Genomic DNA, 24861 nt, shown 5'->3' with positions numbered 1-24861 from the left:
GTAGAGGAAGGACACCATGGGTACGATTGCATCAAGGATAGGTTTGTCGTTGCTCGGCCTGACACTGGCCTCCAGCGTCAATGCCGCTACCACGGTCACCGGTCAGATCACTTCCAGCCTGATCCTGATCAGCAGTTGCCAGGTCAACGGTTCCGGCGGTTCCACAGGCCTGAACTTCGGTGCCTTGAACTTCGGCACTGCCAACAGCCTGTTCACCACCGCGACCGGCCAGGTGCTGGGCGGCGGTGGCGGGGCGTTGTCGATTCTCTGCTCGGCCGGTACCACGCCGTCGGTCAAGGTGCGGGCCGGCGCCCACGACGGGTTGTCGCCCGGCGGCACCCGCGCACTGTACGACGGTGTTGCCAACTACGTGCCCTACGACCTGTACACCGATGCCGGGCACTCGCAATTGCTGGCCATCGACGGCGTGATCAACCTCGCGGCCAGCACCGGCGTGGCGCAGACCGTGAACCTCTACGGTCAGGCGGTGGGCAAGGCCGGCCTGCCGGCGGGCACTTACACCGACACGATTTCCGTTGAGCTGACGTTCTAGTGCCATGGGCCGGCATGGTTGTGCGGCGCTGCTTCTGTTGTGCGCGGGGGCTGTGCCATTGCCGCTGGCGGCGGTGACCAGTCAGAGCTTTCAGGTCAGCGCGACGATCACACCGGGCTGCCTGGTGGTGGGGGGCGTGTCGAACTATGGCGGACTGAATTTCGGTTCGAGTTCGGCCTTGGCCACCGGCACGGTGCAAGTGGCATTGACCGGCGGCGTGCAGTTGCAATGTACGCCGGGGGTGACGCTGAACATGACGGTCGATGGCGGCCAGTACAACAGCGGCGGGCGCCGCATGCAGATCAGTGGCGGCAGCGCGAAGGTGGCATATGCGCTGTTTCGCGACGCGGCCTACAGCCAGAGCCTGGGCATCGGGCAGAGCGTGGCGGTGGCCTATAGCGACGCCAACAACATCAGCCTGCCGATCTACGGTCAGGTGCAATTGCCGGGCAATCAGCCTGGGGGGACGTACAGCGACGTGTTGCAGGTGCAACTGTCGTGGTGATGAATGGCACAAGGAGCGGGTATATGGGGGTTGTCTCGTCGCGGCTGTTGCGGGCGGGTTGCACAATACTGGTGTTGGCTTCACTCGGCGCGATCAAGGCGCAGGCGGCCAGTTCGGTGCTGATCTGGCCCATCGATCCGGTGCTCGAAGCCGATCAGCAGGCCAGCGCGCTGTGGCTGGAAAATCGTGGCAGTGAAACTGCGAATCTGCAGATCCGCGTGTTTGGCTGGAGTCAGAACGGCTTCCAGGAGCAATACCAGAACCAGCGTGACGTGATCGGCAGTCCGCCTGTAGCGAAGATCGAGCCGGGGCAGAAACAACTGGTGCGCCTGACCCGGACCAAAGAGGTGCCGCCCGGCCAGGAACTGGCCTACCGGATCATCATCGACGAAATTCCTTCGGCGCAGCCACCTGTCGCCGATGCCGGAAAGACGGCTGCGGCCATTCGCTTCCAGATGCGCTATTCGGTGCCCCTGTTTGCATACGGTGCCGGCCTGTGGAGCAAGGAAGACACGACCCGACAGCGTGATCCCAAGGGTATCGGCCTGCCGCAATTGAGCTGGCGCACGGTCTCGGTCGACGGTAAACCCTATGTGGAAGTGCGCAACCAGGGCGCGGTGCATGCGCGGTTGACTGATGTCGCGCTCAAACAGGGCGGGCAGAGCAAGCCGTTGGCGGAGGGGCTGTTGGGTTATGTGTTGCCCGGCGCGGTCATGCGCTGGCCGGCGCCGGGATCAACAACGGGAGAACTGGCGGGTCGGATCAATGGCGCGGCACAGGTACAGAGCATCGCTCCGGCGAAGTAAGGATTTCGGCCTGCGGGCCGGGTAGTGCGGGGCCGCCGGGCAAGCGATTGGCCGACGGGCAACAGCGGTTTCAGGAGGAACCAGTCCATTGACGGACGAAACACGCTAATGAGCCCGGGATGGGCTCGCCGTATTCAGCGTCCGTTGTGGCTTGTCACCGGCGCGTGTTGCCTGATGTTCATTCATCCATCCGGGGCCGGCGAACTGCCGCCGCCTCCCAGCGGCATGGAGGCCGTCAGCGATGCTCAGTTGTTTCTGGAACTGGTGGTCAACCAGATGAATACCGGACGCGTAGTGGCAGTGGAGCAGCGCGGCGGGCGGTTGTTCCTGCCGGCCAGTGTATTGCGCGACACCGGCATGACACTGCCCGAGAGTGCCGGTACCGAAGTCGATCTCGACGGTCTGCCGGGGCTGCACAGCGACTACGACAGCGTCGGCCAGCGACTGCTACTCGACGTGCCGCCGGACTGGCTGCCGGAGCAGTTCATCGGCAATCGTCAGGTCTATCCACGTACCCCGGCGCTGAGCAGTTTCGGCGCTTTGTTGAACTATGACCTGTACCTCAACGACACCGATGATGCCGGGACTTATCTGGCGGCATGGAACGAGGTGCGGGTGTTTGACAGTTGGGGCACGCTCTCCAACACCGGGCAGTACCGGCGTACCTTGTCGGGTGATTCGGTCAGCACGCTGAGCAACGGTTATTTGCGCTACGACACCACGTGGCGTTACTCCGACGACGAGCGGATGCTGACTTACGAGGCGGGGGACGTGGTCAGCGGCGCCTTGCCGTGGAGCAGTTCGGTGCGTCTGGGGGGCGTGCAGTTCTCCCGGGATTTTGCGGTGCGCCCGGATCTGGTGACCTATCCGCTGCCGCAGTTCGCCGGTGAAGCGGCGGTGCCGTCCTCGGTGGATCTGTTCATAAACGGCTACAAGTCCAGCAGCACCGATTTGCAACCGGGCCCGTACACCCTGACCAACATCCCCTTCATCAACGGTGCGGGCGAAGCCGTGGTGGTGACCACTGATGCGCTGGGTCGGCAGGTATCGACCACCGTGCCGTTCTATGTCACCAGCAGCCTGTTGCAGAAGGGCTTGAGCGATTTCTCGATCAGCGCCGGTACGCTGCGTCGCGATTATGGGCTGAAGGATTTCAGCTATGGGCCGGGCGTGACATCGGGCAGCCTGCGTTATGGCATCAGCGACAGCTTCACGCTGGAAAGCCACGCCGAAGCGGCCGATTCACTGACCCTTGGCGGCCTCGGCGGCAATCTGCGGCTGGGCAATTTCGGGGTGCTCAACAGTGCGATCAGCCAGAGCCGTTTCGACGGTGACGGTGGTCAACAATACAGCCTCGGTTATCAGTACAGCGCCCAGCGTTTCAGCTTTTCCTGGCAACGGTTGCAACGGCGTGACCAGTACGCCGACCTCACGGTGGTCGACAGTCCTTACACCAGCCTCAGCAAGCGCAGCGAGCAGGCGACCCTGAGCCTCAACCTAGAGCGCTGGGGCAGTCTGGGTGTCGGTTATTTCGATATCCGGGCGGCGGACGATTCCCGCACGCGGTTGCTCAACCTGAGCTGGAGCAAGCCGTTGTGGCGCAACAGCAGTTTCTACCTGTCGGCCAACCGCGAAATCGGCGACGCCAACTGGGCGGTGCAGGCGCAACTGGTGATCCCCTTCGACCTGCGCGGCAGCCTGGCCATCAGCAGCGAACGCAGCAAGACCGGGCAGACTCAACAACGCGTCAACTACAGCCGCGCCGTACCGTCCGAGGGCGGGGTGGGCTTCAACCTCGGCTACGCCAACGGTGACGGTCCTGATTACCGTCAGGCTGACGTGACGTGGCGACTGCAATCGGTGCAGTTGCAGGCCGGTGTCTATGGCACTTCGGACGCCGAAACCCGCTGGGCCGATGCCAGTGGTTCGCTGGTGTGGATGGATCACCAAGTGTTCGCCGCCAATCGCATCGACGATGCGTTCGTGGTGGTCAGCACCGACGGTTATGCGGATGTTCCGGTGCGCTACGAGAACCAGCAGGTCGGCCAGACGGATCGCAACGGCCATTTGCTGGTGCCCTGGAGCAGCGCCTACTACCGCGGCAAATACGAAATCGATCCGTTGAACCTGCCGGCCAACGTGCGCAGTCCGAATGTCGAACAGCGCATTGCCGTGCGTCGAGGCAGTGGCTATCTGCTGGAGTTTCCGCTGAGCCGGGTGATTGCCGCGAGCATCGTGCTGGTGGATGCGCAGCAGCAGGAGTTGCCGCTCGGCAGCGGCGTGCTGCATGAGGAGAGTGGCACGCGCACGGTGGTGGGCTGGGATGGGCTGGTCTATCTGGAAAACCTGCAGGCGCAGAACTCGCTGAGGGTGACGCTGGCCGATGGCAAGACCTGTCAGGCGCAGTTCAAAGTTGACCTGCAACAGGATCAGATCCCGCTGATCGGGCCGCTGGTGTGTCAATGAATCTCATGCGGATGTTCCTTTGGCTGGTACTGATGCTGCCGGGAGCTGCGCAAGCAGTGTGTTCGGTGGTCACGACCACACCGGCCGGGTTCGGCACGATCAGTTCGATTGCGGTACGCACCACGTCGCAACCGAGCTCCACGCTCAACGGCGGGTTGAGCTGTACAGGTTCGCTGTTGTCGCTATTGGCCAACAACGATCACTTCTGGGCCACGGTAACCTCCACCCAGAGCGGCTTGCTCGGGCCCACTGGCGATGTCATCGGCTACACGATCTACGCCAACAACAGCACCAGTTACCCGCTGACCCGCGGCACTGCCTACGACTTCGCCCGTAACGGCATCATCGATGCGCTGGGGTTGCTCAATGGCACGGTGCCGAAAACCGTGCCGCTGTACTTCGGCACAACGATTGGCAGCAATGTGGCAGCCGGGGTGTACACCGAGACCCTGAGCATTTTCTGGAACTGGAATTACTGTTCGGGCATCGGCGTCGGGGGACTCTGCCTGGGTCGCGACATCAACAGCGGCACCACGACGCTGACGGTCAACCTGACCGTGTCCAACGATTGCACCATCACCGCGCCCAACATCGCGTTCGGCAGCGCTCCGGTGATCAGCGCGTTTACCCCGGTGACCGGGCAGACCATCAATCTGGCGTGCACCAAGGGCAGCGCCTACACCGTGGGTTTGGGCGACGGGCAGAACGCGATCAGTGTCGGTGGCCGACGGCGAATGATTTCGGGCAGCAACTATCTGGCCTACGACATTTTCAAAAGCGCCGGCACCACCCGCTGGGGCAGCGTCGGCGCCGCACGTCGGGCCAGTACCGATGCCGAGGTCAATCCCGGCAATGGCCTGGGCACCGGCAGCCAGATTTTCAACTACAACGCGAAGATCTACACCGACCAGACCACGCCGCCCGCCGGCACCTATCTGGACAATGTGGTGCTGGATGTCGGCTTCTGAACCGGCTAGAAGCGCTCGGTGTGCTGGAGCAACGGCGCCGCCGGGGTGTCGGTCGGACTGACCATTGCATAGTTGTAACCGTCGCCGGACCAGTACTCGGCCTGCAGATCCCCGTCGCGACGGCTACCCCGTGGCAGAAAGGTATTTTTCGGCCCTGGCGGGCGCACGTAGAAACTGACCTTGTGCCCGTTTTGATCCTCATACATGACCATCGCCGCCGGGCCTTCTTCGGTGCTCAGCAGGCGGCCGCTGACCGGTTGAAACCCGGCTGCCGTCAGGTCCGGCAGACGGTTGGCCTGCGTGAAGTAGCGGTCGAGCCAGCGCTGCATGTCACCTGCGCCGCCGTCCTTGTAGTCCGCCGGCAGGATCCCTTGCTGAGCGATCAGACGGTACGCCTGCAGGGCATCGCTCATCGGCGCTATCGAGCGCACGAGGGTCATTTCCCGGGCCTGCCAGCCACTGACGCCACCGAGGCTGACCGCTATCAGCAACACCGCCGCGCTGGCCCAGCGCCGGCGTGAACGATGCTTGAGCCGCTGGCGGATCAGCGCCGGGTCCAGATCCGGGTTGGCCGGTTGTTGCAACGCGCCACCGAGGGCCGCGCGCAGGTGCTGGGCATCCTGTTGCCAGGCGCGGATCAACGCGGCGTCGTCGGGGTGGCTGGCCAGCCAGTTGTCCAGCACACGCCGGTCGGCGTCGCTGAGCTGGTGGTCGATGTAGGCGTGCAAATCACGCTCGCTGGGGGGCAGGCTGATCATTTGAGTATCCGCAAGGAAGGGCTGCTGATTTCGCCGTCGCTGAGCTGGCGCAAAGCCTGGCGGGCGCGGGACAGGCGCGACATCACGGTGCCGGTGGGGACGTCGAGAATCTCGGCGACCTCCTTATAGGTCAAGCCTTCCACCGACACCATCAGCAGCAGGGCGCGCTGTTCGGTGGGCAGGCGATCGAAGGCTTGCAGGGTCGATCGGGCAATGACGGTGCGTTCCACCGAGGGTTCGGCGTCATCGCGACCGGTGAAGAATTCGAGCATTCGCGCGTAGCGCCGGGAACGCCGGTGCGCATCGAGGAACTGGCGATACAGGATCGAAAACAGCCACGCGCGCAGATCGCCCTCGGCACGCTTGTCACCCCAACTGGAGAGGGCACGTTCAAGGCTGGCCTGGACCAGGTCGTCGGCGCTGCTGGCGTTGCGCGTCAACGACACGGCAAAGCGTCGCAATCGGGGGATCACTTCGCGAAGTTGTTCGTCGAGTGTGTTCATGGCAGGGGGCATGCTCTGGCTCAGAAGCGCGGTGGTCATAAGGAGAGACGCCTCTCGACACAGCTTATTCCATCCTGCGGGCTGAAAGATTTTATAACCCGCTATGTAGGAAAACTCACCGCATCTTGTAGTCCGTGTAATGGATTCAAATTTCCCGGCTCAACCCGTCCGACACGCGCAAACAACCATCGAAACAGCCTGACGGCGGCCGGTGGCTGATTTGGCTGGAACGACAATTTGAGCAATAGGAAAGTTTGAGATGCATGCAATCGCAATGGGTACCCCGTTTACATCTTCGGTCGAGTCTGACGCTTGGCGTCAGTACGGATGCGGTCCGGTGGTCGAGCCTGGATTCTCGTTGATCCATCGCGCAATCGAAGAGCAGGCTGCGGCTCACCCGCAGAATCTGGCCGCGTGTTTTCAGGGGCAAACCCTCACGTACGGTGAACTGAACCGTCAGGCCAACCGGCTGGCCACAGCGCTGAAGGCTCATGGCGTGGTGCCTGGTGATCATGTCGCTTTGTTTGTCGAGCGCTCTATCCCGATGCTGGTGGGCATGCTTGCCGCATTGAAGGTAGGGGCCGCCTATATTCCACAACATGTTGGCATAACGCCTGCGACTCAATTGCGCCACATCATGGAAGTCGCCTCGACGCGGGTGGTCCTGACGCTTTCCACACTCGCGCCTGCCATTCCCCTGACGGCGGGGCAGCAATGCATCCATCTGGACGCATTCATCGATTCGCCAGGCTCGATCGCCGATGACTTGAACGTAGGGAATGGCGCACCGTCCGAGGATGCGCTGTGCTTTGTGTTGTTCACTTCCGGCACGACCGGGCAACCCAATGGCGTCAGGGTTACCCAACGCAATGTCTGCAATATTCTGCTGACCGCTCCCGGCAATCTCGGTATGCGGCCAGGTTTGAAAGTCGGCCAGATCCTCAACATCGCTTTCGACATGGCGGCCTGGGAAGTTCTGGGCTGCCTGGCTCATGGCGCAACACTGATTATTCGCGGCAAGGACATCGCCGAGACGGCCGAGCAATGCGATGTGTTGATCGCAACGCCATCGATTCTCGCCACGCTGGACCCCGCGCGCTGCAGTCAGGTGAAGGTGGTAGCCCTTGCAGGCGAACCCTGTCCTCAGCCGTTGGCCGATCGCTGGGCGTCCTTTTGCAATTTTTATAACGCCTGTGGGCCCACCGAAACCACCATCATCAACACCCTGCAGCATTACAAGGGCACGGGCCGGTTGACGATCGGAAAACCGACGCCGAACAACACGGTTTATGTGCTGGATGAAGCGGGGCAATTGTGCGGGCCGGGCGAACAGGGCGAGATGTGGGCCGGTGGCGATTGTGTGACGGCTGGCTATCTGGGCAACCCCGCACTGACTGCTGAACGCTATCGTCTCGATCCGTTTCTGGGGCAGGGACGCATGATGTTTCGCACCCGCGATCTGGGGCGCTGGACCGATGAGGGCGAACTGGAGCACCTGGGACGTGTGGATGATCAGGTGAAAGTCAGGGGCTTTCGGGTCGAGCTGGATTCGGTGTCGGCCGCACTGGAGTCGACACCGGGTTGTGAGCGCGCCGTCACATTGAAGTTCGATAACCGCAATCTGGTGGCTTTCGTCTATCCCGCTTCCACGGACGTCGATGCGGCACGACGCCGTTGCGAAGAGCGTCTGGCCTATTACTGCGTTCCTTCGATGATTCTGCCGGTCGATGAAATTCCACTGACCTCGCGGGGCAAGGTCGACAAACGCCTGTTGCTCGAGCGAGCGCAGGCGCACCACGCACAGCGTGTCGCCGCCGAACAGGAGGCGGTGCAATGAGTGGCCTGGACACAGGCGTCACCTTGCCCGAGCCACGTGCGTTATGGCGACGTCTGGGCACGTTGCCGCTGTTTTCCCATTACAACCGGCTGGTCGCGCTGGTGTTGATCTGCAATTTCGTTGCGCTCGGGCATGGATTGACTGCCGGACAGTGGTGGTCAGCGTCGGGAAGCGATCTGGAAGTGTTGTCGCAACTGGTGCTGATCAACTTGTCGATGGCGATCCTGATACGTCAGCAGTACCTGATCAACATACTGTTCTGGCTGGCCACTCGTGCACCTACGACCTGGCCTTTGGCAATTCGTCGGTCTCTGGCCAAGGTCTATCACTTTGGGGGGTTGCATAGTGGTGGAGCGATGGCGGCGATTGCCTGGTTTATCGCGCTGTTCGGCTCGCTGGTCTGGCAACGGATCGAAGGCGTAGGTGGGGTTTCGCTGACGCTGTTGGCGATCAGCGGCACGTTGTTGGGGTTGTTGTTGCTGATGGCGATCATGGCGATGCCAGGGATTCGTTCGCGCTTTCACAACGGTTTTGAACGTACACACCGTTTTGCCGGTTGGGCTGCCTTGCTGCTGTTCTGGGCCATGACGCTGGTGTTTGCCCGTGACCGCAATCCAGCGACGGATCTGACACAGGTGTTGCTGACGTCTGTGTCGTTCTGGATGCTGCCGGTGCTGACGCTCAGCATTGCGTTGCCCTGGCTGCGTCTGCGCAGGGTGCCGGTGACGTTGGTCAAACCCTCGTCACACGCGGTCATTGCCCGCTTCGATCACCATACGCCGTTCGCTGGATCCTCAACTGCAATCAGTCGCAATCCTCTGTGGGAATGGCATTCCTTTGCGAATATTCCTGCACCAGGCGAGCGCGGTTTTCGTTTGATCATTTCCCGGGCGGGTGACTGGACAGGCGAACTGATCGAGCAACCGCCAACCCATGTCTGGGTCAAGGGCATCACCACCGCCGGGGTCGCCCGTATCGAAACCCTGTTCAAGTCGGTGGTTTATGTCGCCACTGGCAGCGGGATCGGCCCGGTTTTGCCGCATCTGTTGGCGGGGCAGGTGCCCATTCATCTGATCTGGTCGACCCGCAGTCCGCGAAAGACCTACGGCGATGCGCTGGTCGATGAAATTCTTCAAGCCCAACCCGATGCCCATATCTGGGACACCGATCTGTTGGGCAAGCCAGAACTGGTGGCGCTGGCTTACTCAGCTGTTCGAAGCCACGGTGCGGAGGCGGTGATTTGCATTTCCAACCAGACGTTGACGGAGCGTGTGGTCAAGGAAATGGAGGGGCGGGGCATTCCGGCCTACGGTGCGATCTGGGATTCCTGACGGGCGTATTACCGTTTTCCTTCCCCTTACATAGAAAGAGACTGCGATGAATATATTGATCGAAAGACTGGGGCGCGTGGTGTTGATTCGCCTCAACCGGCCCCAGGCCCGTAATGCGCTCAGCGCGCAATTGATGCGTGAACTGCTGGAAACCCTGCAAGCACTGGATGGCGATCCGGGTGTCGGGTGTTTCCTGATCACCGGTACGAAGGATTACTTCGCGGCAGGTGCCGACATCAAGGAAATGTACGAAAAGTCTTGTCTGGACATGATTCAGGAAGATTACTTTGCCGGTTGGGACGCGTTCGCCGCGCTGCGTACTCCGAAGGTCGCAGCAGTCGCGGGGTTTGCCTATGGCGGAGGGTGCGAGTTGGCAATGATGTGTGACGTAATTGTGGCGGCCGAGTCCGCAACGTTCGGTCTGCCTGAAATCACCTTGGGAGTGATGCCGGGCATGGGAGGGACGCAGCGTCTGACTCGTTTGATCGGTCGTGCAAAAGCCATGGACATGATTCTCACGGGCCGCTCGATGTCCGCTCGTGAGGCGGAGCAGTCGGGTCTGGTATCGCGGGTGGTCGCCACCGAGCATTTGCTCGAAGAAGGATTGGCGGTTGCACGGCGGATTGGCGGCTTCCCTCGCACCGCGACACGGGCTGCGCGGGAGGCGGTGGAGCGGGCCGATGAATCAGGGATGCGCGAAGGCCTTCTGTTCGAGCGACGTTCGTTTCACGGCTTGTTTGCCACGCCCGGCCAAAAGGAGGGCATGCAGGCATTTCTGGAAAAGCGCGAGCCACGGTTTGATCTGATGTAGCCGGCCCGGAAGTGAGCTCGCGCGTCACAGCGTGAAAGAAACTACAGTTCAAAGGGAATAAACCTACGAGGCGTGCGTCTCATAGCACCTTTCCCTATGGCCGATGGCCCTGGAGTTTTTCATGGTTGATCGCAGCTCACCGCCCGGCGGGCCACAACGCCCGCCATTGAGTGCCGCGAGCCTGGTGTTGCGTCTCGGCGGTATCGCCGTGGTTGTCGCAGCCGTGGCCGGGGCGTTTGCCTACGTTCACGGCAACTTTGATCCACAACGACTGACACCCAAGGCGTTGGTCGATGTGCTGGAAAAGAACAACGGCGTGCATCCCGGGTTTCGTCGCAATCACGCCAAGGGTGTTTGCGTCATCGGCCATTTCGAAAGCAGTGGCGAGGCGCGTCCTTACTCTGTCGCGCAGGTGTTCAATGAGCCACGCACTCCGGTCGTCGGGCGATTCGCGCTGCCGGCGGGTAATCCTTATGCACCGGACAGCGCCGTACCGATTCGCAGCCTGGCGCTGCGTTTCACCCAGGCCAACGGCCAGCAATGGCGCACCGGGATGAACAGCATGCCGGTGTTCCCGGTGGGCACCCCGGAAGCGTTCTATCAGTTGCAGCAGGCGCAGTCGCCGGATCCGGCGACCGGCAAACCCGATCCCGCCAAAGTCCCGGCATTTTTTGCTGCCCACCCTGAAGCCGTGCCGTTCCTGACCTGGGTGAAGACGGCCAAACCTTCGGCCAGCTACGTGACCGAGACTTACAACAGTGTCAACGCGTTCTATCTGGTCGACGCGAGCGGCAAGAAGCAGGCCGTGCGCTGGAGCATGGCGCCGCTGGCGCAGGATGCAGCGGGAGCTACGGCTCCGGAAGGTAGCGACTTTCTCGAAAAAGACTTGGTGCAACGTCTGGCCGAGGGGCCGCTGCGCTTTCAGCTGAACATCACGTTGGCCAACGCTGACGATCCGGTGAACGACGCGAGCAAGGTCTGGCCTGCCGGTCGCAAAATGCTGAACGCCGGCACCCTGGTGCTGGAAAAGACCCAGCCGCAACTCAGTGGCGAATGCCGCGACATCAACTACGACCCACTGGTCCTGCCCGCCGGGATTGAAGGTTCCGACGACCCGTTGCTTGCCGCTCGTTCAGCCGGTTACGCCGATTCCTACCTGCGCCGCACCAGCGAAGTCAGTCAATTGCCCACTGGCAAGCAGGAGGCACGCCCATGAGAACGCCACCGACACATTTCAATCCGCTGGCGCGGCTGCTGCACTGGATGATGGCAGTCATGATCATTGCCATGTTGTTCATCGGGGCCGGCATGGTCACTTCGGTGTCGGCGCGGCATGAATGGCTGATCAACCTGCACAAGCCGCTGGGTATTGCGATCCTGTTGCTGGTGATCGTGCGCATTCTGGTGCGGCTGGGCACGCGTCAGCCGCCGCTGCCGGAAGATCTGCCGGGCTGGCAGGTGATGGCAGCCAAGGCGTCGCACCTGTTGCTGTACGCATTGATGCTGGTGTTGCCGCTGCTGGGCTGGGCGATGATCAGCGCGGCGGGCGATCCGGTGATGCTTGGCCATTCGTTGCAGTTGCCGTCAATCCTGCCGGCGGATGCCCAGGTGTTTGCGCTGTTGCGCAAGGCGCACGGTTATCTGGCGTATCTGTTGTTTCTGACCGTGCTGCTGCACCTGGCGGCGGCGCTGTTCCATGGTTGGGTGCGCCGCGACGAGGTGCTCGACAGCATGCTGCGGGGACGCAATCGCAACTGACCGCAGACGTTAATCCGGCGTGGCGAGTGTGCACATCTGCTCGCCACGTTTTTGCGGTGCCAATGTTCGCCACCAATACAGCAGCGCGATGATGTTGATTCCAGCACCGAGCCAGCAGACGCCCGGCCATCCTGCCCAGGCGTACATGGCCGTCGAGGCGATGGAGCCCAGGGCGCTGCCAATCGAGTAAAACAGCATGTAGCCGGCGGTCAGTCGGCTCTGTGCCTCTGGGCGGACGCTGTAGATCATGCTCTGACTGGTGACATGCACAGCCTGCAAGCCCAGATCCAGGGTGATCACCCCGAGCAACAGCGCCCACAACGAGGATTGGGTAAATGCGATCGGCAGCCACGAACCGAGCATCAGCAGTAGGGACAGGCCGCTGACCCATTGCCCGAGACCTCTATCCGCCAGGTGTCCGGCTCTTGCGGCGGCCAATGCGCCAGCCGCGCCGGCCAGTCCGAACAATCCGATTTCACTGTGGGAAAGCGACAGCGGCGGGGCGGCCAACGGCAAAACCATTGGTGTCCACAGGACCATGGCACTGGCGAAGGTCAGCAGGGCCAGAATCGCCCGTTGCCGCAGCACTGGTTCCTCTCGAAACAGGCTGAACACCGAGGTAATCAACGCGGCGTAGGACGTTGCCGGTTGTGGGTTCTCGTCCTTGGGCAGTACACGAAACAACAACAGCGCCATGATCAGCGTCAGCCCCGCCGACAACAGATAAATCGCCCGCCAACCGGCCAGATCCGCCATCCCGCCCGCCACGGTGCGTGCGAGCAAAATGCCGACCACGATGCCGCTGGTGATCACGCCGACGACACGACCGCGTTGCGCCGGGATGGCCAGAGTTGCAGCGTAGGCCACCAGCACTTGAGTGACGACGGCGAGCAGACCGGTCAGGGTCATGCCGATCAGCAGCCAGATGCTGTTGGTTGCCAAGGCGATCATCAGCAATGCTGCGGCCGACAGCAGGGTTTGCGTGACAATCAAGCGTCGGCGGTTGAGCAGATCGCCGAGCGGCACGAGCAAAACCAGCCCGACGCCGTAGCCAACCTGAGTCAGCGTGATGACGATGCCGATGCTCGCGGGCGACAGGTTGAAGGCGTCGGCCATGGCGTCCAGCAACGGTTGCGCGTAATACACGTTGCCCACGGCCAGGCCGCAGGCGATGGCGAACAGCAGTACAACACTGCTGCCAAGATTTTGCGCGTTCATGTCCTGATTCCTTTTCTGGTTTCAAATGGAAACTGGAATGACGGTAGATAATCTGGTTTTGTTTTGCAACTTGATTGGGTGAAAGTGCAGCGCAAAAAAAAGATCGCAGACAGGGCTGCGATCTTTCATGGGGCGAGAAGCAGGGGGGATCAGCGCAGGGTGTCGACCATGTCGGCGATGGTGGTCAACACGTCCTTGCCCAATTGTTTCGAGCGTTGGCCCGACCAACCGGTGAGCGGGTTCGGCGCATCATCGTGATCCTTGAACGGCATTTCCAGGGTCAACGACAGGCAGTCGAATTTCTGACCGACGCTGTTGCAGGCCAGGGTCATGTTGGCCTGACCCGGTTCGTCGCGGGTGTAGCCGTACTTGGTCTGGAAGTCTTTGGTGGTGTGTTTCAGATGGCTGCGGAAGTGCTCTTCGAGTTTCTCGATCCGCGAAGTGTAGCCCGGGTTGCCTTCGCAGCCGGCGGTGAATACGTGGGGAATTTCTTCGTCGCCGTGTACGTCGAGGAACAGATCGACGCCGTACTTTTCCATCTGCTGCTGTACGAAAAGGACTTCCGGGCTGACTTCCTGACTGGCGCTCTGCCAGGCGCGGTTCAGGTCCTGGCCCATGGCGTTGGTGCGCAGATGGCCGTGGAAGGCGCCGTCCGGGTTCATGTTCGGCACCAGGTACAGATCGGCACTTTCCAGCAGCTTGTTCAGCACTGGATCGTTGTGATGTTCCAGACGCTCGATCACGCCTTCCATGAACCACTCGGCCATGTGCTCGCCGGGGTGCTGCTGGGCGATGATCCAGATCTTGCGTCGGCCTTCGGCGCCGGTGCCTTTGCGCAGCAGCTGGATGTCGCGGCCTTCGACGCTTTTGCCAGTGGCCAATAGTTCAGTGCCGGCCTTGGTCAGCGCTTGCTCGATCAGCCAGTCATGACGGCCACGGCTGTAAGGTTCGAAGTAGGCGAACCAGGCGTGGGTCTGCTCGGCTTCAAGGCAGAAGCGCAGGCTGTCGCCTTCGAATTGGGTCGGAATGCGGAACCAGTTGACGTGGTCGTAGGAAGCGACGGCCTGATAGCCGGTCCAGGCCTTGTTGTAGGAGGACTGGCTGGCATTGACCAGGCGGAACCAGTGTTCCTGATGAACATGCAGGCCGCTGGCCTTGAAGTGGAACCACTGGAAATGGGCGCTGCGGGTATCTGGCCGAATTGCCAGAACCGGGTTGAGCGGGTTGCTGATGTCGATGACTTGGATGTTGCCGCTGTCGAAGTTGGCGCTGATGTCGAACGAAGATTTGGCCACGGTCATAATCGGTTCCTGAATATGATTTTTATGGCGGCTACTTTACACGCAAGACAGGGGTGAAACCGAGGGAAATTGCGGGGTGTGGCGGGGGGCGTCTTCCATGACGCGGGTGCAGCTTAGTAGCTGTGCGATTGATTCTCAAGTGCTAATTGGCATTACTTTTCCCCAATGCGGACGGGGTTCCCTTGCCAAGCGATATTCTTTTGATATTATCCGCGCCACCGAATTTGCAGCACCCAAAGACTTCATTAGCCTGAAGCCACAAGCCAGAAAACTGGCAAAAAAAAGACCCGGCAAAAAGCCGGGTCAAAAACCGTGATTAGCCTGATGAGGAGATAGTCCAGAAGACCGACCTAAGGTCTCTGGTCCATCGACTGATCTCGCGACCAGCTTCTTGCAATAATAATCATTATCATTTGCAAGTCAAACGTTTTTATCTGCGCGATTGGAAAATTCTTTCCTGTCCGTCTTCAGCGAACACCGCCGTCCAGCGAGTGATCGACCATCGCCCGTGCCATGTCCACCATGTGCACGACCGAAAACGCCAGATCCCGACTGACGCCCTGCAAGCCGTCTGCAGCCTTGAATGCCGTGGCCGCCGCACACCGCAGCAAGTCCGAGGCGTGGACCAGGGATTCTTCGCCACTCAAATTACTGTTCACGCCGAAAAAACGTTCTTCCACTTCCTGTTCTGACACAGCCGGTTTCAAGTAATAGTCCAATGCCCGCTGTGCGGCAGCGCAACCCTGTGGAGACTTGAAAGTGGTATCCATTTGAAGGTCGGGCAGGTCGTTGCTGGTGATATTCATGGTGAAAGGTCACTCCTTGGTCGATTCAAATCCGTGACTCAAGAATAGTACCTAGAGTATTTGTGACCAGAATTTAAATACTACAATATGTGTTTTGATGGCCCGGGACGGGCACGTATGGTGCCGCACATGGATAAATGGATTGAGTTGGTCAAGGCCAAAATGAGTGAACTCAACGTCACTCAAGTCGAGCTCGGCGAGCGCGTCGGCATGTCTCAGGGCGGTATCGGCCATTGGCTGAACAAACGCCGTGAGCCCGGTATCACGCAGATGAACCGTGTGCTGAAAGCGCTGGGCATGGAGTATCTCGAAGTCGCGGTGGTGATCCGCGAACCGCAAGTCGACAAGGACGACGAAATGCCGCTGGCGCAGAAGTACAACCCTTATTTCCGCTACCCGGTCAGCGATTGGAAGACGCCCATCGAGGCCCGTGAAGCCCAACCGGTCTATTCGAGCGGCAAGGACAAGCGACGTTTCGAACTGACGGATTACCACGCCCGTGGCCCAGCGTTCTGGCTCACGGTGGTGGGCAATTCGATGACCGCGCCTACCGGGCAGAGCATCGGCGAGGGCATGTTGATCCTGGTGGACCCGGCGCTGGAGGCCGAACCCGGAAAGCTGGTGATCGTCCAATGGCCGGACAGCGATGAAGCGATTTTTCGCAAGCTGGTCGAAGAGGGCGGCCAGCGTTACCTGGTACCGCTCAATCCGACCTGGCCGAAGGCCTTGTTTACCGATGAGTGCCGAATCATCGGTGTCGTGGTTCAGGCATCGGCCAAATACTAGTCAGATCGATCCTCGCCAGGCGTAGGATCGATCCACCTCTCAAGCGTCTTCCAGCTCGACCAGTGCGCTGCCTTCGCTGACCATTTCGCCTTCCTGGCAATACAGCGCCTTGATCACGCCGGCATGGGGGGCACGGATGCTGTGCTCCATCTTCATCGCTTCCAGCACCACCAGTTGTGCCCCGGCTTCAACCGATTGCCCGGCCTCCACCAGAACCCGCACGATGCTGCCGTTCATCGGCGCGGTCAGGCCGCCCTGATGACTGTGACTGGCTTCGACAGCGCTGATCGGGTCGTACGTTTCAACGCGCCGCAACTCGCCGTCCCATTGCAGATACAGAACCTCTCCGCGACGAATCGCACACAGCTGTCGACGCAGCCCGTCATGCTCGATCATCAGTTGCTCGCCGATCAGCTTTGAATTGTCGCCAGCACCGAGCGTCAGCGCCCGATCCTGCCCTTCGCAACTCAAATGCAGAGTGATTTCACGAGGCAACCCGGCGCGCAAACCGCTGTGAAGCGCCCAAGGCGAAGCCGGATCATCCGATCGAACTGCCCCCGGCAAGCTCTGTGCGAAAGCCTGCGCCGCCGCATCCCAGAACTCATCGCTCAGCGCAGCTGGCGCTGGCAGCAACTGTTCCTGATAACGCGGAATGAACCCGGTATCCAGTTCCGCCGCCGCGAATGCGGGATGACCAATGATCCGCCGCAGGAAGTTGATGTTGGTCTTCAATCCACCAATCGCAAACTCATCGAGCATGCTCAGCAGCCGCAAACGCGCCTGTTCACGATCCTCGCCCCAAGCGATCAGCTTGCCGAGCATCGGGTCGTAGAACGGGGAAATCTCATCGTCTTCCTCTACGCCACTGTCCACGCGGCGCCCCGGCCCGGCGGCGGATTCGCGATACAGTTCCAGACGCCCGGTGGCCGGCAGGAAGTCATTCGACGGATCTTCCGCATACAACCGAACCTCAATCGCATGCCCGTTCAATGGCACCTGATCCTGAGTGATCGGCAACGCCTCACCACGGGCGACACGAATCTGCCAGGCCACCAGATCGAGCCCGGTGATGGCTTCAGTGACCGGGTGTTCGACCTGCAACCGCGTGTTCATCTCCATGAAGAAGAACTCGCCACGAGCGTCCAGCAGAAACTCCACCGTACCGGCGCCGACATAACCGATGGCCTGCGCCGAACGCACTGCCGCTTCGCCCATGGCCCGGCGTAATTCCGGACTCAGACCCGGTGCCGGAGCTTCTTCAACGACCTTCTGGTGCCGGCGCTGGATCGAGCAGTCGCGCTCGTTCAGGTACAGGCAGTTGCCGTGCTGATCGGCGAACACCTGGATTTCCACATGACGCGGCTTGAGCAGGTATTTCTCCACCAGCATCCGCGAATCGCCGAACGATGACTGCGCTTCACGCTGGGCGGAGGCCAACGCTTCAGCCAATTGGCTGACATCCTCTACGACTTTCATGCCCTTGCCGCCACCGCCAGCGGTGGCCTTGAGCAGCACCGGGTAGCCTATGCGTTCGCAAGCATCGCGGAAGGTGTCCAGATCTTGCGCCTCGCCGTGATAGCCCGGCACCAGCGGCACACCGGCGGTTTCCATCAAGGCTTTGGCGGCGGACTTGCTGCCCATCGCATCGATGGCCGAGGCCGGCGGGCCGAGGAAAATCAGGCCGGCCGCTTCGATTGCGCGGGCAAACCCGGCGTTCTCTGACAGAAAGCCATAACCCGGATGAATCGCCTGAGCGCCGCTGGCCTTGGCCGCTGCGATCAGTTTGTCGATTTGCAGGTAACTGTCGGCCGCTTTGCTGCCGCCCAGATCAACGCGAATATCCGCCTCACGGCTGTGCCGCGCTTCACGGTCGGTGGCGCTGTGCACGGCCACGGTGGTCAGGCCCAGTGCCTTGGCGGTACGCATGACCCGGCAAGCGATTTCGCCACGGTTGGCCACCAGCAGGGTGGTGAGAACAGGTGCGCTCATCAACGCGGCTCCTTGGTGGTGGTTGCGGCTTGCCAGCTCGGCGGACGCTTCTGCAAAAAGGCCCGCAGACCTTCCTGACCTTCCGGGCTGACGCGGATGCGGGCGATGGCGTTTTCGGTATAGCGGCGCAGGGCCGGGGTCAGTGCGCCATTGCCGACCTCACGCAGCAGATCCTTGCTGGCGCGCATGGCGGCGGGGCTGTTGAGCAGCAAGTTGTCGATCCATTGTTCGACTTTCTGCTCCAGTTCAGTCGCCGGATAGCTTTCGGACAACAAACCGATTTCCCGCGCCCGCTGCCCGCCGAAGCGCTCGGCCGTCAGCGCATAACGCCGTGCCGCGCGCTCGCCGATGGTCTGCACCACGAACGGACTGATCACCGCTGGCGCCAGACCGATGCGCACTTCCGACAGGCAGAACTGCGCGTCATCGGCGCCAATCGCCATGTCGCAACAACTGATCAGGCCCAGCGCACCGCCGAAGGCCGCGCCTTGCACCACGGCCACGGTCGGGATTTTCAGTTTGGCGAGGTTGTACATCAGCTCCGCCAGTTCCCGGGCGTCGTCGAGGTTGGTGTGGTAATCGAGTTCGGCCGATTGCTGCATCCAGGCCAGATCGGCGCCGGCGCTGAAGTGTTTGCCACGTCCGCGCACCAGCAGGAAACGCAGGCTGGCGTCGCTGGCGACCTTGTCCAGCGCCAGGATCAGTTCGCGGATCATCTCGGCGTTGAACGCGTTGTTCTTTTCTTCGCGGCTGAGCCACAGGGTCGCGAAACCCCGTGGATCGCTTTGCAATTCGAGGGTGTTGAAGTCGCTCATGAGGTTCTCCCGATCACATCCGGAACACGCCGAAGCGGCTCGGTTCGATAGGCGCGTTCAACGACGCGGACAAGGCCAGGGCCAGTACATCGCGGGTCTGCGCCGGGTCGATGACGCCGTCGTCCCACAGTCGCGCGCTGGAATAGTAGGGGTGACCCTGCTCTTCGTACTGGTCGAGAATCGGTTGCTTGATCTCGCTTTCCTGCTCGGCGCTGAACGCCTGACCGCTGCGTTCGGCCTGCTCGCGCTTGACCTGAACCAGCACGCCGGCCGCCTGTTCGGCGCCCATCACGCCGATCCGCGCGTTCGGCCACATCCACAGGAAACGCGGATCATAGGCCCGCCCGCACATGCCGTAGTTACCGGCGCCAAAGCTGCCACCAATGATCACGGTGAATTTCGGCACCTTGGCGCAGGCCACGGCGGTAACCAGTTTCGCACCGTGTTTGGCGATGCCGCCGGCCTCGTATTTCTGGCCGACCATGAAGCCGGTGATGTTCTGCAGGAACAGCAACGGGATGCCGCGCTGGCAGGCCAGTTCGATGAAGTGCGCGCCTTTTTGCGCGGCTTCGGCGAACAGGATGCCGTTGTTGGCGAGGATCGCGATCGGGTAGCCGTGCAGATGGGCGAAACCGCATACCAGCGTGGTGCCGAACAAGGCCTTGAATTCATCGAACACCGAACCGTCGACCAGTCGCGCAATCACTTCACGCACGTCGAACGGCTGTTTGGCGTCCGCCGACACCACACCGTACAACTCGTCGCTGGCGTACAGCGGCGCAATCGGCGCGCGCTGCTGCACTTCGCCGAGCTTGCGCCAGTTGAGGTTGGCGACGCTGCGGCGGGCGAGGGCGAGGGCGTGCTCATCGCTTTCGGCGTAGTGGTCGGCGACCCCGGAAATCTTGCAATGCACATCGGCCCCGCCGAGGTCTTCGGCGCTGACCACTTCACCGGTCGCTGCTTTCACCAGCGGCGGGCCGGCGAGGAAAATCGTCGCTTGATTGCGCACCATGATCGCTTCGTCAGCCATCGCCGGCACATAAGCGCCGCCGGCGGTGCACGAGCCCATGACCACGGCAATCTGCGGAATGCCCATGGCGCTCATGTTTGCCTGATTGAAGAAGATCCGCCCGAAGTGCTCGCGATCCGGGAACACTTCGTCCTGACGCGGCAGGTTGGCGCCGCCGGAATCCACCAGATAGATGCACGGCAGACGGTTCTGCTGGGCGATGGTCTGGGCGCGCAGGTGTTTCTTCACGGTCAGCGGGTAGTACGAGCCACCTTTCACGGTCGCGTCGTTGGCGACGATCATGCACTCGACGCCTTCCACGCGACCGATCCCGGCAATCACGCCGGCGGCCGGCACGTCTTCGCCATAAACGGCGTGAGCGGCCAATTGGCTGATTTCCAGAAACGGCGAGCCCGGATCGAGCAAGCGGTTGATCCGCTCACGGGGCAGCAGTTTGCCCCGCGAGGTGTGACGTTCCTGAGCTTTCGCGCCACCGCCCTGTGCCACTTGGGCGAGCAGGGTGTGCAGGGCGTCGACCTGTTCGAGCATCGCCGCGCTGTTGGCAGCGAACTCCGCTGAACGAGGATTGAGCTGGGTATGCAGGATTGCCATGGACAGCTCCGTTTAGCGGGTTTCGTTGAACAGTTCGCGACCGATCAGCATGCGACGGATCTCACTGGTGCCGGCGCCGATTTCGTACAGCTTGGCGTCACGCAGCAGGCGGCCGGCCGGGAATTCATTGATGTAGCCGTTGCCGCCGAGAATCTGGATCGCATCCAGGGCCATTTGCGTGGCGCGTTCGGCGGTGTAGAGGATCACGCCGGCGGCGTCCTTGCGCGTGGTTTCGTTGCGCTCGCAGGCCTGGGCCACGGCGTAGAGGTAGGCGCGGCTGGCGTTGAGCTGGGTGTACATGTCGGCGACTTTGCCCTGGATCAGCTGGAATTCACCGATGCTCTGGCCGAACTGCTTGCGGTCGTGGATGTACGGCACGATCAGGTCCATGCACGACTGCATGATTCCGGTCGGGCCGCCGGACAGCACGACGCGCTCGTAATCGAGGCCGCTCATCAGCACTTTCACGCCGCCGTTGAGCACGCCGAGGATGTTTTCTTCCGGCACTTCGACGTCATCGAAGAACAGCTCGCAAGTGTTGGAGCCGCGCATGCCGAGCTTGTCGAACTTGTTGCTGCGGCTGAAGCCTTTCCAGTCGCGCTCGACGATGAACGCGGTGATGCCATGCGGGCCTTTTTCCAGGTCGGTCTTGGCATAGATCACGTAGGTGTTGGCGTCGGGGCCGTTGGTGATCCAGGTCTTGCTGCCGTTGAGCACGAAACGGTCGCCGCGTTTATCGGCGCGCAGTTTCATCGAGACCACGTCGGAACCGGCGTTTGGCTCGCTCATGGCGAGTGCGCCGACGTGTTCGCCGCTGATCAGTTTTGGCAGGTATTTGGCTTTCTGTTCGTGGTTGCCGTTGCGGTTGATCTGGTTCACGCAGAGATTGGAGTGAGCGCCGTAGGACAACGCCACCGAAGCCGAGCCACGGCTGATTTCTTCCATCGCTACCACGTGCGCCAGGTAACCCAGGCCTGCGCCGCCGTATTCTTCCGGCACGGTGATACCGAGCAGGCCCATGTCACCGAACTTGCGCCACAGATCGGCCGGGAACAGGTTGTCGCTGTCGATCTGCGCGGCGCGCGGGGCGATCTCTTTGGCAACAAAGGACTGAACCTGATCGCGCAGCATGTCGATGGTTTCGCCGAGGGCAAAGTTCAGGGATGGGTAGCTCATGGGTCACCTTTTGGCTTTTTTGTAGGGCGGGGAGGGCGGCGGTTTGGCTCTCACCTTTACGTTAACGTAAGCCTGTGACGAATGGCTGTCAATCACCCTTTACGTTAACGTCAACTTGAGCGAGAGTAGGGCCAGTTCTGAACGGTCGGAGCTCATATGGCTCCGGTCCAACACCCACTAATAAAGACAATAGGGGTCGTCATGGATCAACCCAGTGCAAATCCGCAGCGCAGCTACACCAGTGGTTCCCAGGACAAAGCCTTGCTGGCGATGACCATCGGGCAGAAGTTCGACGAGACCGTCAGGCAGTACCCGGGCGACGAGGCGCTGGTGGTGCGCCATCAGCAGCTGCGTTACACCTGGCGGCAACTGGCCGACGCGGTGGACGTGCATGCCAGAGCGTTGCTGGCGTTGGGTTTGCAGGCCGGTGACCGGCTCGGCATCTGGGCGCCGAATTGCGCACAGTGGTGCGTCACTCAATTCGCCACTGCGAAAATCGGCGTGATTCTGGTCAACATCAACCCGGCCTATCGCAGTTCCGAACTGGAATACGTCCTCAAGCAATCCGGTTGCCAATGGCTGGTCTGCGCCGGTGCCTTCAAATCTTCGAACTACCACGGCATGCTGCAAGGCTTGCTGCCGGAGCTGGCCGAGCAATCCATCGGCGAACTGCGCAGTGAGCGCCTGCCGGAGCTGCGCGGGTTGATCAGCCTTGATCCGCAGCCGCCTTCGGGTTTTCTCCCGTGGTCGCAACTGGCAGATCTGGCCGCCAGTGTCTCTCCAGAACAATTGCGTGAACGCAGCGACAGCCTGCACTTCGATCAACCGGTCAACATCCAGTACACCTCCGGCACCACCGGTTTCCCCAAGGGCGCGACCCTCAGTCACTACAACATCCTCAACAACGGTTACATGGTCGGCGAAAGCCTCGGCCTGACCGCCGCCGATCGCCTGGTGATCCCGGTGCCGCTGTATCACTGCTTCGGCATGGTCATGGGCAACCTGGGCTGCATCACCCACGGTAGCACCATGATTTACCCCAACGATGCCTTCGATCCACTGCTGACCCTGAACACCGTCGCCGAAGAAAAGGCCACGGGCCTGTACGGGGTGCCGACCATGTTCATCGCCATGCTCGATCAGCCGCAACGGGCAGAGTTCGACCTGTCGACCCTGCGCACCGGGATCATGGCCGGCGCCACGTGCCCGATCGAGGTGATGCGCCGGGTCATCAGCGAAATGCACATGAGCGAAGTGCAGATTGCCTACGGCATGACCGAAACCAGCCCCGTGTCCCTGCAAACCGGGCCTTCCGACGAACTGGAACTGCGCGTGACCACCGTCGGCCGCACCCAACCGCAACTCGAAAGCAAGATCATCGACGAGGCCGGCAATCCGGTTCCGCGCGGCACCATCGGCGAGCTGTGTACCCGTGGTTACAGCGTGATGCTCGGCTACTGGAACAACCCGGATGCCACCGCTGAAGCCATCGACGCAGCGGGCTGGATGCACACCGGCGACCTGGCGAGCATGAACGACGAGGGTTACGTGTGCATCGCCGGCCGTAACAAGGACATGATCATCCGTGGCGGCGAAAACATTTACCCACGTGAGCTGGAAGAGTTCTTCTTCACCCATCCAGCGGTGGCGGACGTGCAGGTGATCGGCATTCCCTGCTCGCGTTACGGCGAGGAAATCGTCGCCTGGATTAAATTCCATCCCGGCCACAGCGCCACCGAACAAGAGCTGCAAACGTGGTGCAAGGAACGCATCGCGCACTTCAAGACGCCGCGTCATTTCAAGTTTGTGGAGGAGTTTCCGATGACGGTGACGGGCAAGATCCAGAAATTCCGGATGCGTGAGATCAGTATCGAGGAGTTGCGCAGTAACGAGGGCTGAGGAAAAAATCTGTGGGGGCGTTGCTCCCACAGTGTCAACTTTCTATATCGATCAAAGCCTTCGAAGCCAGGGCGCGGACCCTGGCTTCGAAAGCGGCGCTTATTGCTTTACCTCTACATTTTCCAACGCCTGATTCACTGCCAATTCCCCCAACATCACCACTTGCGCAATGCCCAACAGGGTCTTGCGGTTCGGCCCTTCCAGCAGGCCGGCAAAGTCACCGAGCATGACCGTGGCTGACGCGAGGGATTCGCAGGCGTTGGCCAGCAAGGACTCCGTGTCGGTTTGCGGGTTGACCATGAACATGTCGTTTGGGGTGTAGGGCGTGGCCATGATCCGGGCTGCGGGGGTCAGGTAATAGTCGAGGGCGCGTTCGGCCGCGTCGTGGAGTTTTCTTGAATCGGGAAACTCATAGGGGGACACCGGATCTTCTAACGGTGGAATGACGGTCGTGGACATCAGCTAAAACTCCGGACAAGAGTCGCTTGAGAATTTGTGTAGACGGCTGCCAGGCAGTGAGGGGACAAGCCCCTCACCGAGGCGGCAACTACCGCGAGACGTGATGGTTATCCAGCACACGATTGATCAGCAGCTCACTCAGCATGATGACCTGCTGCAGTATCTGCATCGCCTTGCGCTGCGACGGATCGACGGTGTCGCCAATATCCCGGGCCATGTCACTGGCCGACGACAGCGTTTCGCACGCTTCGACCAGTAGCGTTTCGTCATCTACCGTTGGATTGACCAGATAGATCTTGCCGGGCTTGCGCGATGGCTTGGACGTCTTCTGCGCCCCGGGATCGAGGTAATGATTGATCGCCCGCTCGGTGGCCGTTTTTATGTTTTCGGCTTCGAGTGCGGCGTCGTAGGGAATTGAATCGGTTTCTGGCGGGTTTGGTGTGGCTTTGAACATACGTGAAACTCCTATCGCAGACTTCAAGGAGCCATCACCCA

24 protein-coding genes are annotated in these 24861 nt (G+C 61.1%); 13 read left to right on the top strand and 11 right to left on the bottom strand.

The window, feature by feature from the left end; genetic code table 11:
* Positions 1-16 precede the first annotated feature (16 nt).
* The 5 genes from M5B44_RS26950 to M5B44_RS26930 all read left to right on the top strand — a co-directional run bounded on the left by M5B44_RS26950 (position 17) and on the right by M5B44_RS26930 (position 5298).
* Positions 17-553: a spore coat U domain-containing protein gene (locus M5B44_RS26950; protein ID WP_119428025.1), complete on the top strand. Its 537-nt coding sequence runs from the start codon at positions 17-19 to the stop codon at positions 551-553.
* Between the two features lie 4 nt (positions 554-557).
* The gene (locus tag M5B44_RS26945; RefSeq protein ID WP_248741092.1) at positions 558-1058 is read left to right on the top strand and encodes a spore coat U domain-containing protein; all 501 of its coding nucleotides are present in this window, start codon (positions 558-560) and stop codon (positions 1056-1058) included.
* Between the two features lie 23 nt (positions 1059-1081).
* Positions 1082-1864, top strand: coding sequence for a molecular chaperone (locus M5B44_RS26940; protein ID WP_248741091.1), 783 nt, complete (start codon positions 1082-1084; stop codon positions 1862-1864).
* A 108-nt stretch (positions 1865-1972) separates the two neighbouring features.
* Entirely contained in the window at positions 1973-4330 is a 2358-nt protein-coding gene (locus M5B44_RS26935) for a fimbria/pilus outer membrane usher protein (protein WP_248741090.1), read from the top strand.
* Positions 4327-5298, top strand: coding sequence for a spore coat protein U domain-containing protein (locus tag M5B44_RS26930; protein WP_248741089.1), 972 nt, complete (start codon positions 4327-4329; stop codon positions 5296-5298). Before M5B44_RS26935 ends, M5B44_RS26930 begins: the two co-directional genes overlap by 4 nt.
* 5 nt (positions 5299-5303) lie before the next feature.
* Here M5B44_RS26930 and M5B44_RS26925 read toward each other — a convergent pair whose 3' ends face one another.
* On the bottom strand, positions 5304-6056 hold the full coding sequence (locus M5B44_RS26925) for an anti-sigma factor family protein (protein WP_248741088.1): 753 nt from the start codon (positions 6054-6056) through the stop codon (positions 5304-5306).
* On the bottom strand, positions 6053-6559 hold the full coding sequence (locus tag M5B44_RS26920; protein WP_248741141.1) for an RNA polymerase sigma factor: 507 nt from the start codon (positions 6557-6559) through the stop codon (positions 6053-6055). The genes M5B44_RS26925 and M5B44_RS26920 overlap by 4 nt, the downstream gene beginning before the upstream one ends.
* A 274-nt stretch (positions 6560-6833) precedes the next feature.
* On the opposite strand from M5B44_RS26920, the gene M5B44_RS26915 reads away from it, so the two are divergent.
* From M5B44_RS26915 to M5B44_RS26895, 5 genes are all read left to right on the top strand, one after another.
* Positions 6834-8396 (top strand): amino acid adenylation domain-containing protein, encoded by a 1563-nt coding sequence (locus M5B44_RS26915; protein ID WP_412546981.1) that lies wholly within the window; start codon positions 6834-6836, stop codon positions 8394-8396.
* Positions 8393-9727: a hypothetical protein gene (locus tag M5B44_RS26910; RefSeq protein ID WP_248741086.1), complete on the top strand. Its 1335-nt coding sequence runs from the start codon at positions 8393-8395 to the stop codon at positions 9725-9727. Before M5B44_RS26915 ends, M5B44_RS26910 begins: the two co-directional genes overlap by 4 nt.
* Before the next feature lie 46 nt (positions 9728-9773).
* Positions 9774-10538, top strand: a complete 765-nt coding sequence (locus tag M5B44_RS26905) for an enoyl-CoA hydratase-related protein (RefSeq protein ID WP_248741085.1) — start codon at positions 9774-9776, stop codon at positions 10536-10538.
* 121 nt (positions 10539-10659) lie between these two features.
* A complete protein-coding gene (locus M5B44_RS26900; protein WP_248741084.1) occupies positions 10660-11754 on the top strand; it encodes a catalase family peroxidase in 1095 nt (364 codons plus the stop codon).
* Positions 11751-12296, top strand: coding sequence for a cytochrome b (locus tag M5B44_RS26895; protein WP_248741083.1), 546 nt, complete (start codon positions 11751-11753; stop codon positions 12294-12296). The genes M5B44_RS26900 and M5B44_RS26895 overlap by 4 nt, the downstream gene beginning before the upstream one ends.
* A gap of 9 nt (positions 12297-12305) precedes the next feature.
* On the opposite strand, the gene M5B44_RS26890 is transcribed toward M5B44_RS26895, so the two are convergent.
* On the bottom strand, positions 12306-13514 hold the full coding sequence (locus tag M5B44_RS26890; RefSeq protein ID WP_248741082.1) for an MFS transporter: 1209 nt from the start codon (positions 13512-13514) through the stop codon (positions 12306-12308).
* Between the two features lie 149 nt (positions 13515-13663).
* Positions 13664-14815 (bottom strand): M14-type cytosolic carboxypeptidase, encoded by a 1152-nt coding sequence (locus M5B44_RS26885; protein WP_248741081.1) that lies wholly within the window; start codon positions 14813-14815, stop codon positions 13664-13666.
* A gap of 97 nt (positions 14816-14912) precedes the next feature.
* On the opposite strand from M5B44_RS26885, the gene M5B44_RS26880 reads away from it, so the two are divergent.
* On the top strand, positions 14913-15131 hold the full coding sequence (locus M5B44_RS26880) for a hypothetical protein (protein ID WP_134827404.1): 219 nt from the start codon (positions 14913-14915) through the stop codon (positions 15129-15131).
* A gap of 151 nt (positions 15132-15282) precedes the next feature.
* Here the strand turns inward: M5B44_RS26880 and M5B44_RS26875 are convergent, their stop codons facing one another.
* A complete protein-coding gene (locus M5B44_RS26875; RefSeq protein ID WP_114884082.1) occupies positions 15283-15621 on the bottom strand; it encodes a DUF6124 family protein in 339 nt (112 codons plus the stop codon).
* Positions 15622-15750: 129 nt separating this feature from the next.
* Between M5B44_RS26875 and M5B44_RS26870 the strand changes: the two genes are divergently transcribed.
* Complete coding sequence (locus M5B44_RS26870; protein ID WP_248741080.1) at positions 15751-16407, top strand: LexA family protein; 657 nt, start codon at positions 15751-15753, stop codon at positions 16405-16407.
* Positions 16408-16446: 39 nt separating this feature from the next.
* Here the strand turns inward: M5B44_RS26870 and M5B44_RS26865 are convergent, their stop codons facing one another.
* From M5B44_RS26865 to M5B44_RS26850, 4 genes are read right to left on the bottom strand one after another with little or no spacing between them, the layout of a single operon-like run.
* A complete protein-coding gene (locus tag M5B44_RS26865) occupies positions 16447-18396 on the bottom strand; it encodes an acetyl/propionyl/methylcrotonyl-CoA carboxylase subunit alpha (protein ID WP_248741079.1) in 1950 nt (649 codons plus the stop codon).
* Positions 18396-19211 carry a gamma-carboxygeranoyl-CoA hydratase gene (locus tag M5B44_RS26860; protein ID WP_248741078.1) on the bottom strand — a complete coding sequence of 272 codons (816 nt, stop codon included), beginning with the start codon at positions 19209-19211 and terminating at the stop codon, positions 18396-18398. Before M5B44_RS26860 ends, M5B44_RS26865 begins: the two co-directional genes overlap by 1 nt.
* Before the next feature lie 13 nt (positions 19212-19224).
* Complete coding sequence (locus tag M5B44_RS26855) at positions 19225-20832, bottom strand: carboxyl transferase domain-containing protein (RefSeq protein ID WP_007951515.1); 1608 nt, start codon at positions 20830-20832, stop codon at positions 19225-19227.
* 12 nt (positions 20833-20844) lie between these two features.
* The gene (locus M5B44_RS26850) at positions 20845-22008 is read right to left on the bottom strand and encodes an isovaleryl-CoA dehydrogenase (protein ID WP_039767508.1); all 1164 of its coding nucleotides are present in this window, start codon (positions 22006-22008) and stop codon (positions 20845-20847) included.
* Positions 22009-22209: 201 nt separating this feature from the next.
* Between M5B44_RS26850 and M5B44_RS26845 the strand changes: the two genes are divergently transcribed.
* Positions 22210-23907: an AMP-binding protein gene (locus M5B44_RS26845; protein WP_248741077.1), complete on the top strand. Its 1698-nt coding sequence runs from the start codon at positions 22210-22212 to the stop codon at positions 23905-23907.
* Between the two features lie 99 nt (positions 23908-24006).
* On the opposite strand, the gene M5B44_RS26840 is transcribed toward M5B44_RS26845, so the two are convergent.
* Positions 24007-24366, bottom strand: a complete 360-nt coding sequence (locus M5B44_RS26840; RefSeq protein ID WP_085712433.1) for a DUF6124 family protein — start codon at positions 24364-24366, stop codon at positions 24007-24009.
* An 88-nt stretch (positions 24367-24454) separates the two neighbouring features.
* On the bottom strand, positions 24455-24820 hold the full coding sequence (locus M5B44_RS26835) for a DUF6124 family protein (protein ID WP_248741140.1): 366 nt from the start codon (positions 24818-24820) through the stop codon (positions 24455-24457).
* Positions 24821-24861 lie beyond the last annotated feature (41 nt).

This window comes from Pseudomonas sp. MWU12-2029, from assembly GCF_023242425.1.
Classification (GTDB): domain Bacteria; phylum Pseudomonadota; class Gammaproteobacteria; order Pseudomonadales; family Pseudomonadaceae; genus Aquipseudomonas; species Aquipseudomonas kribbensis.
The sequence above is the reverse complement of the archived record's forward strand: the minus strand, read 5'-3'. Positions and strand labels throughout refer to the sequence as shown.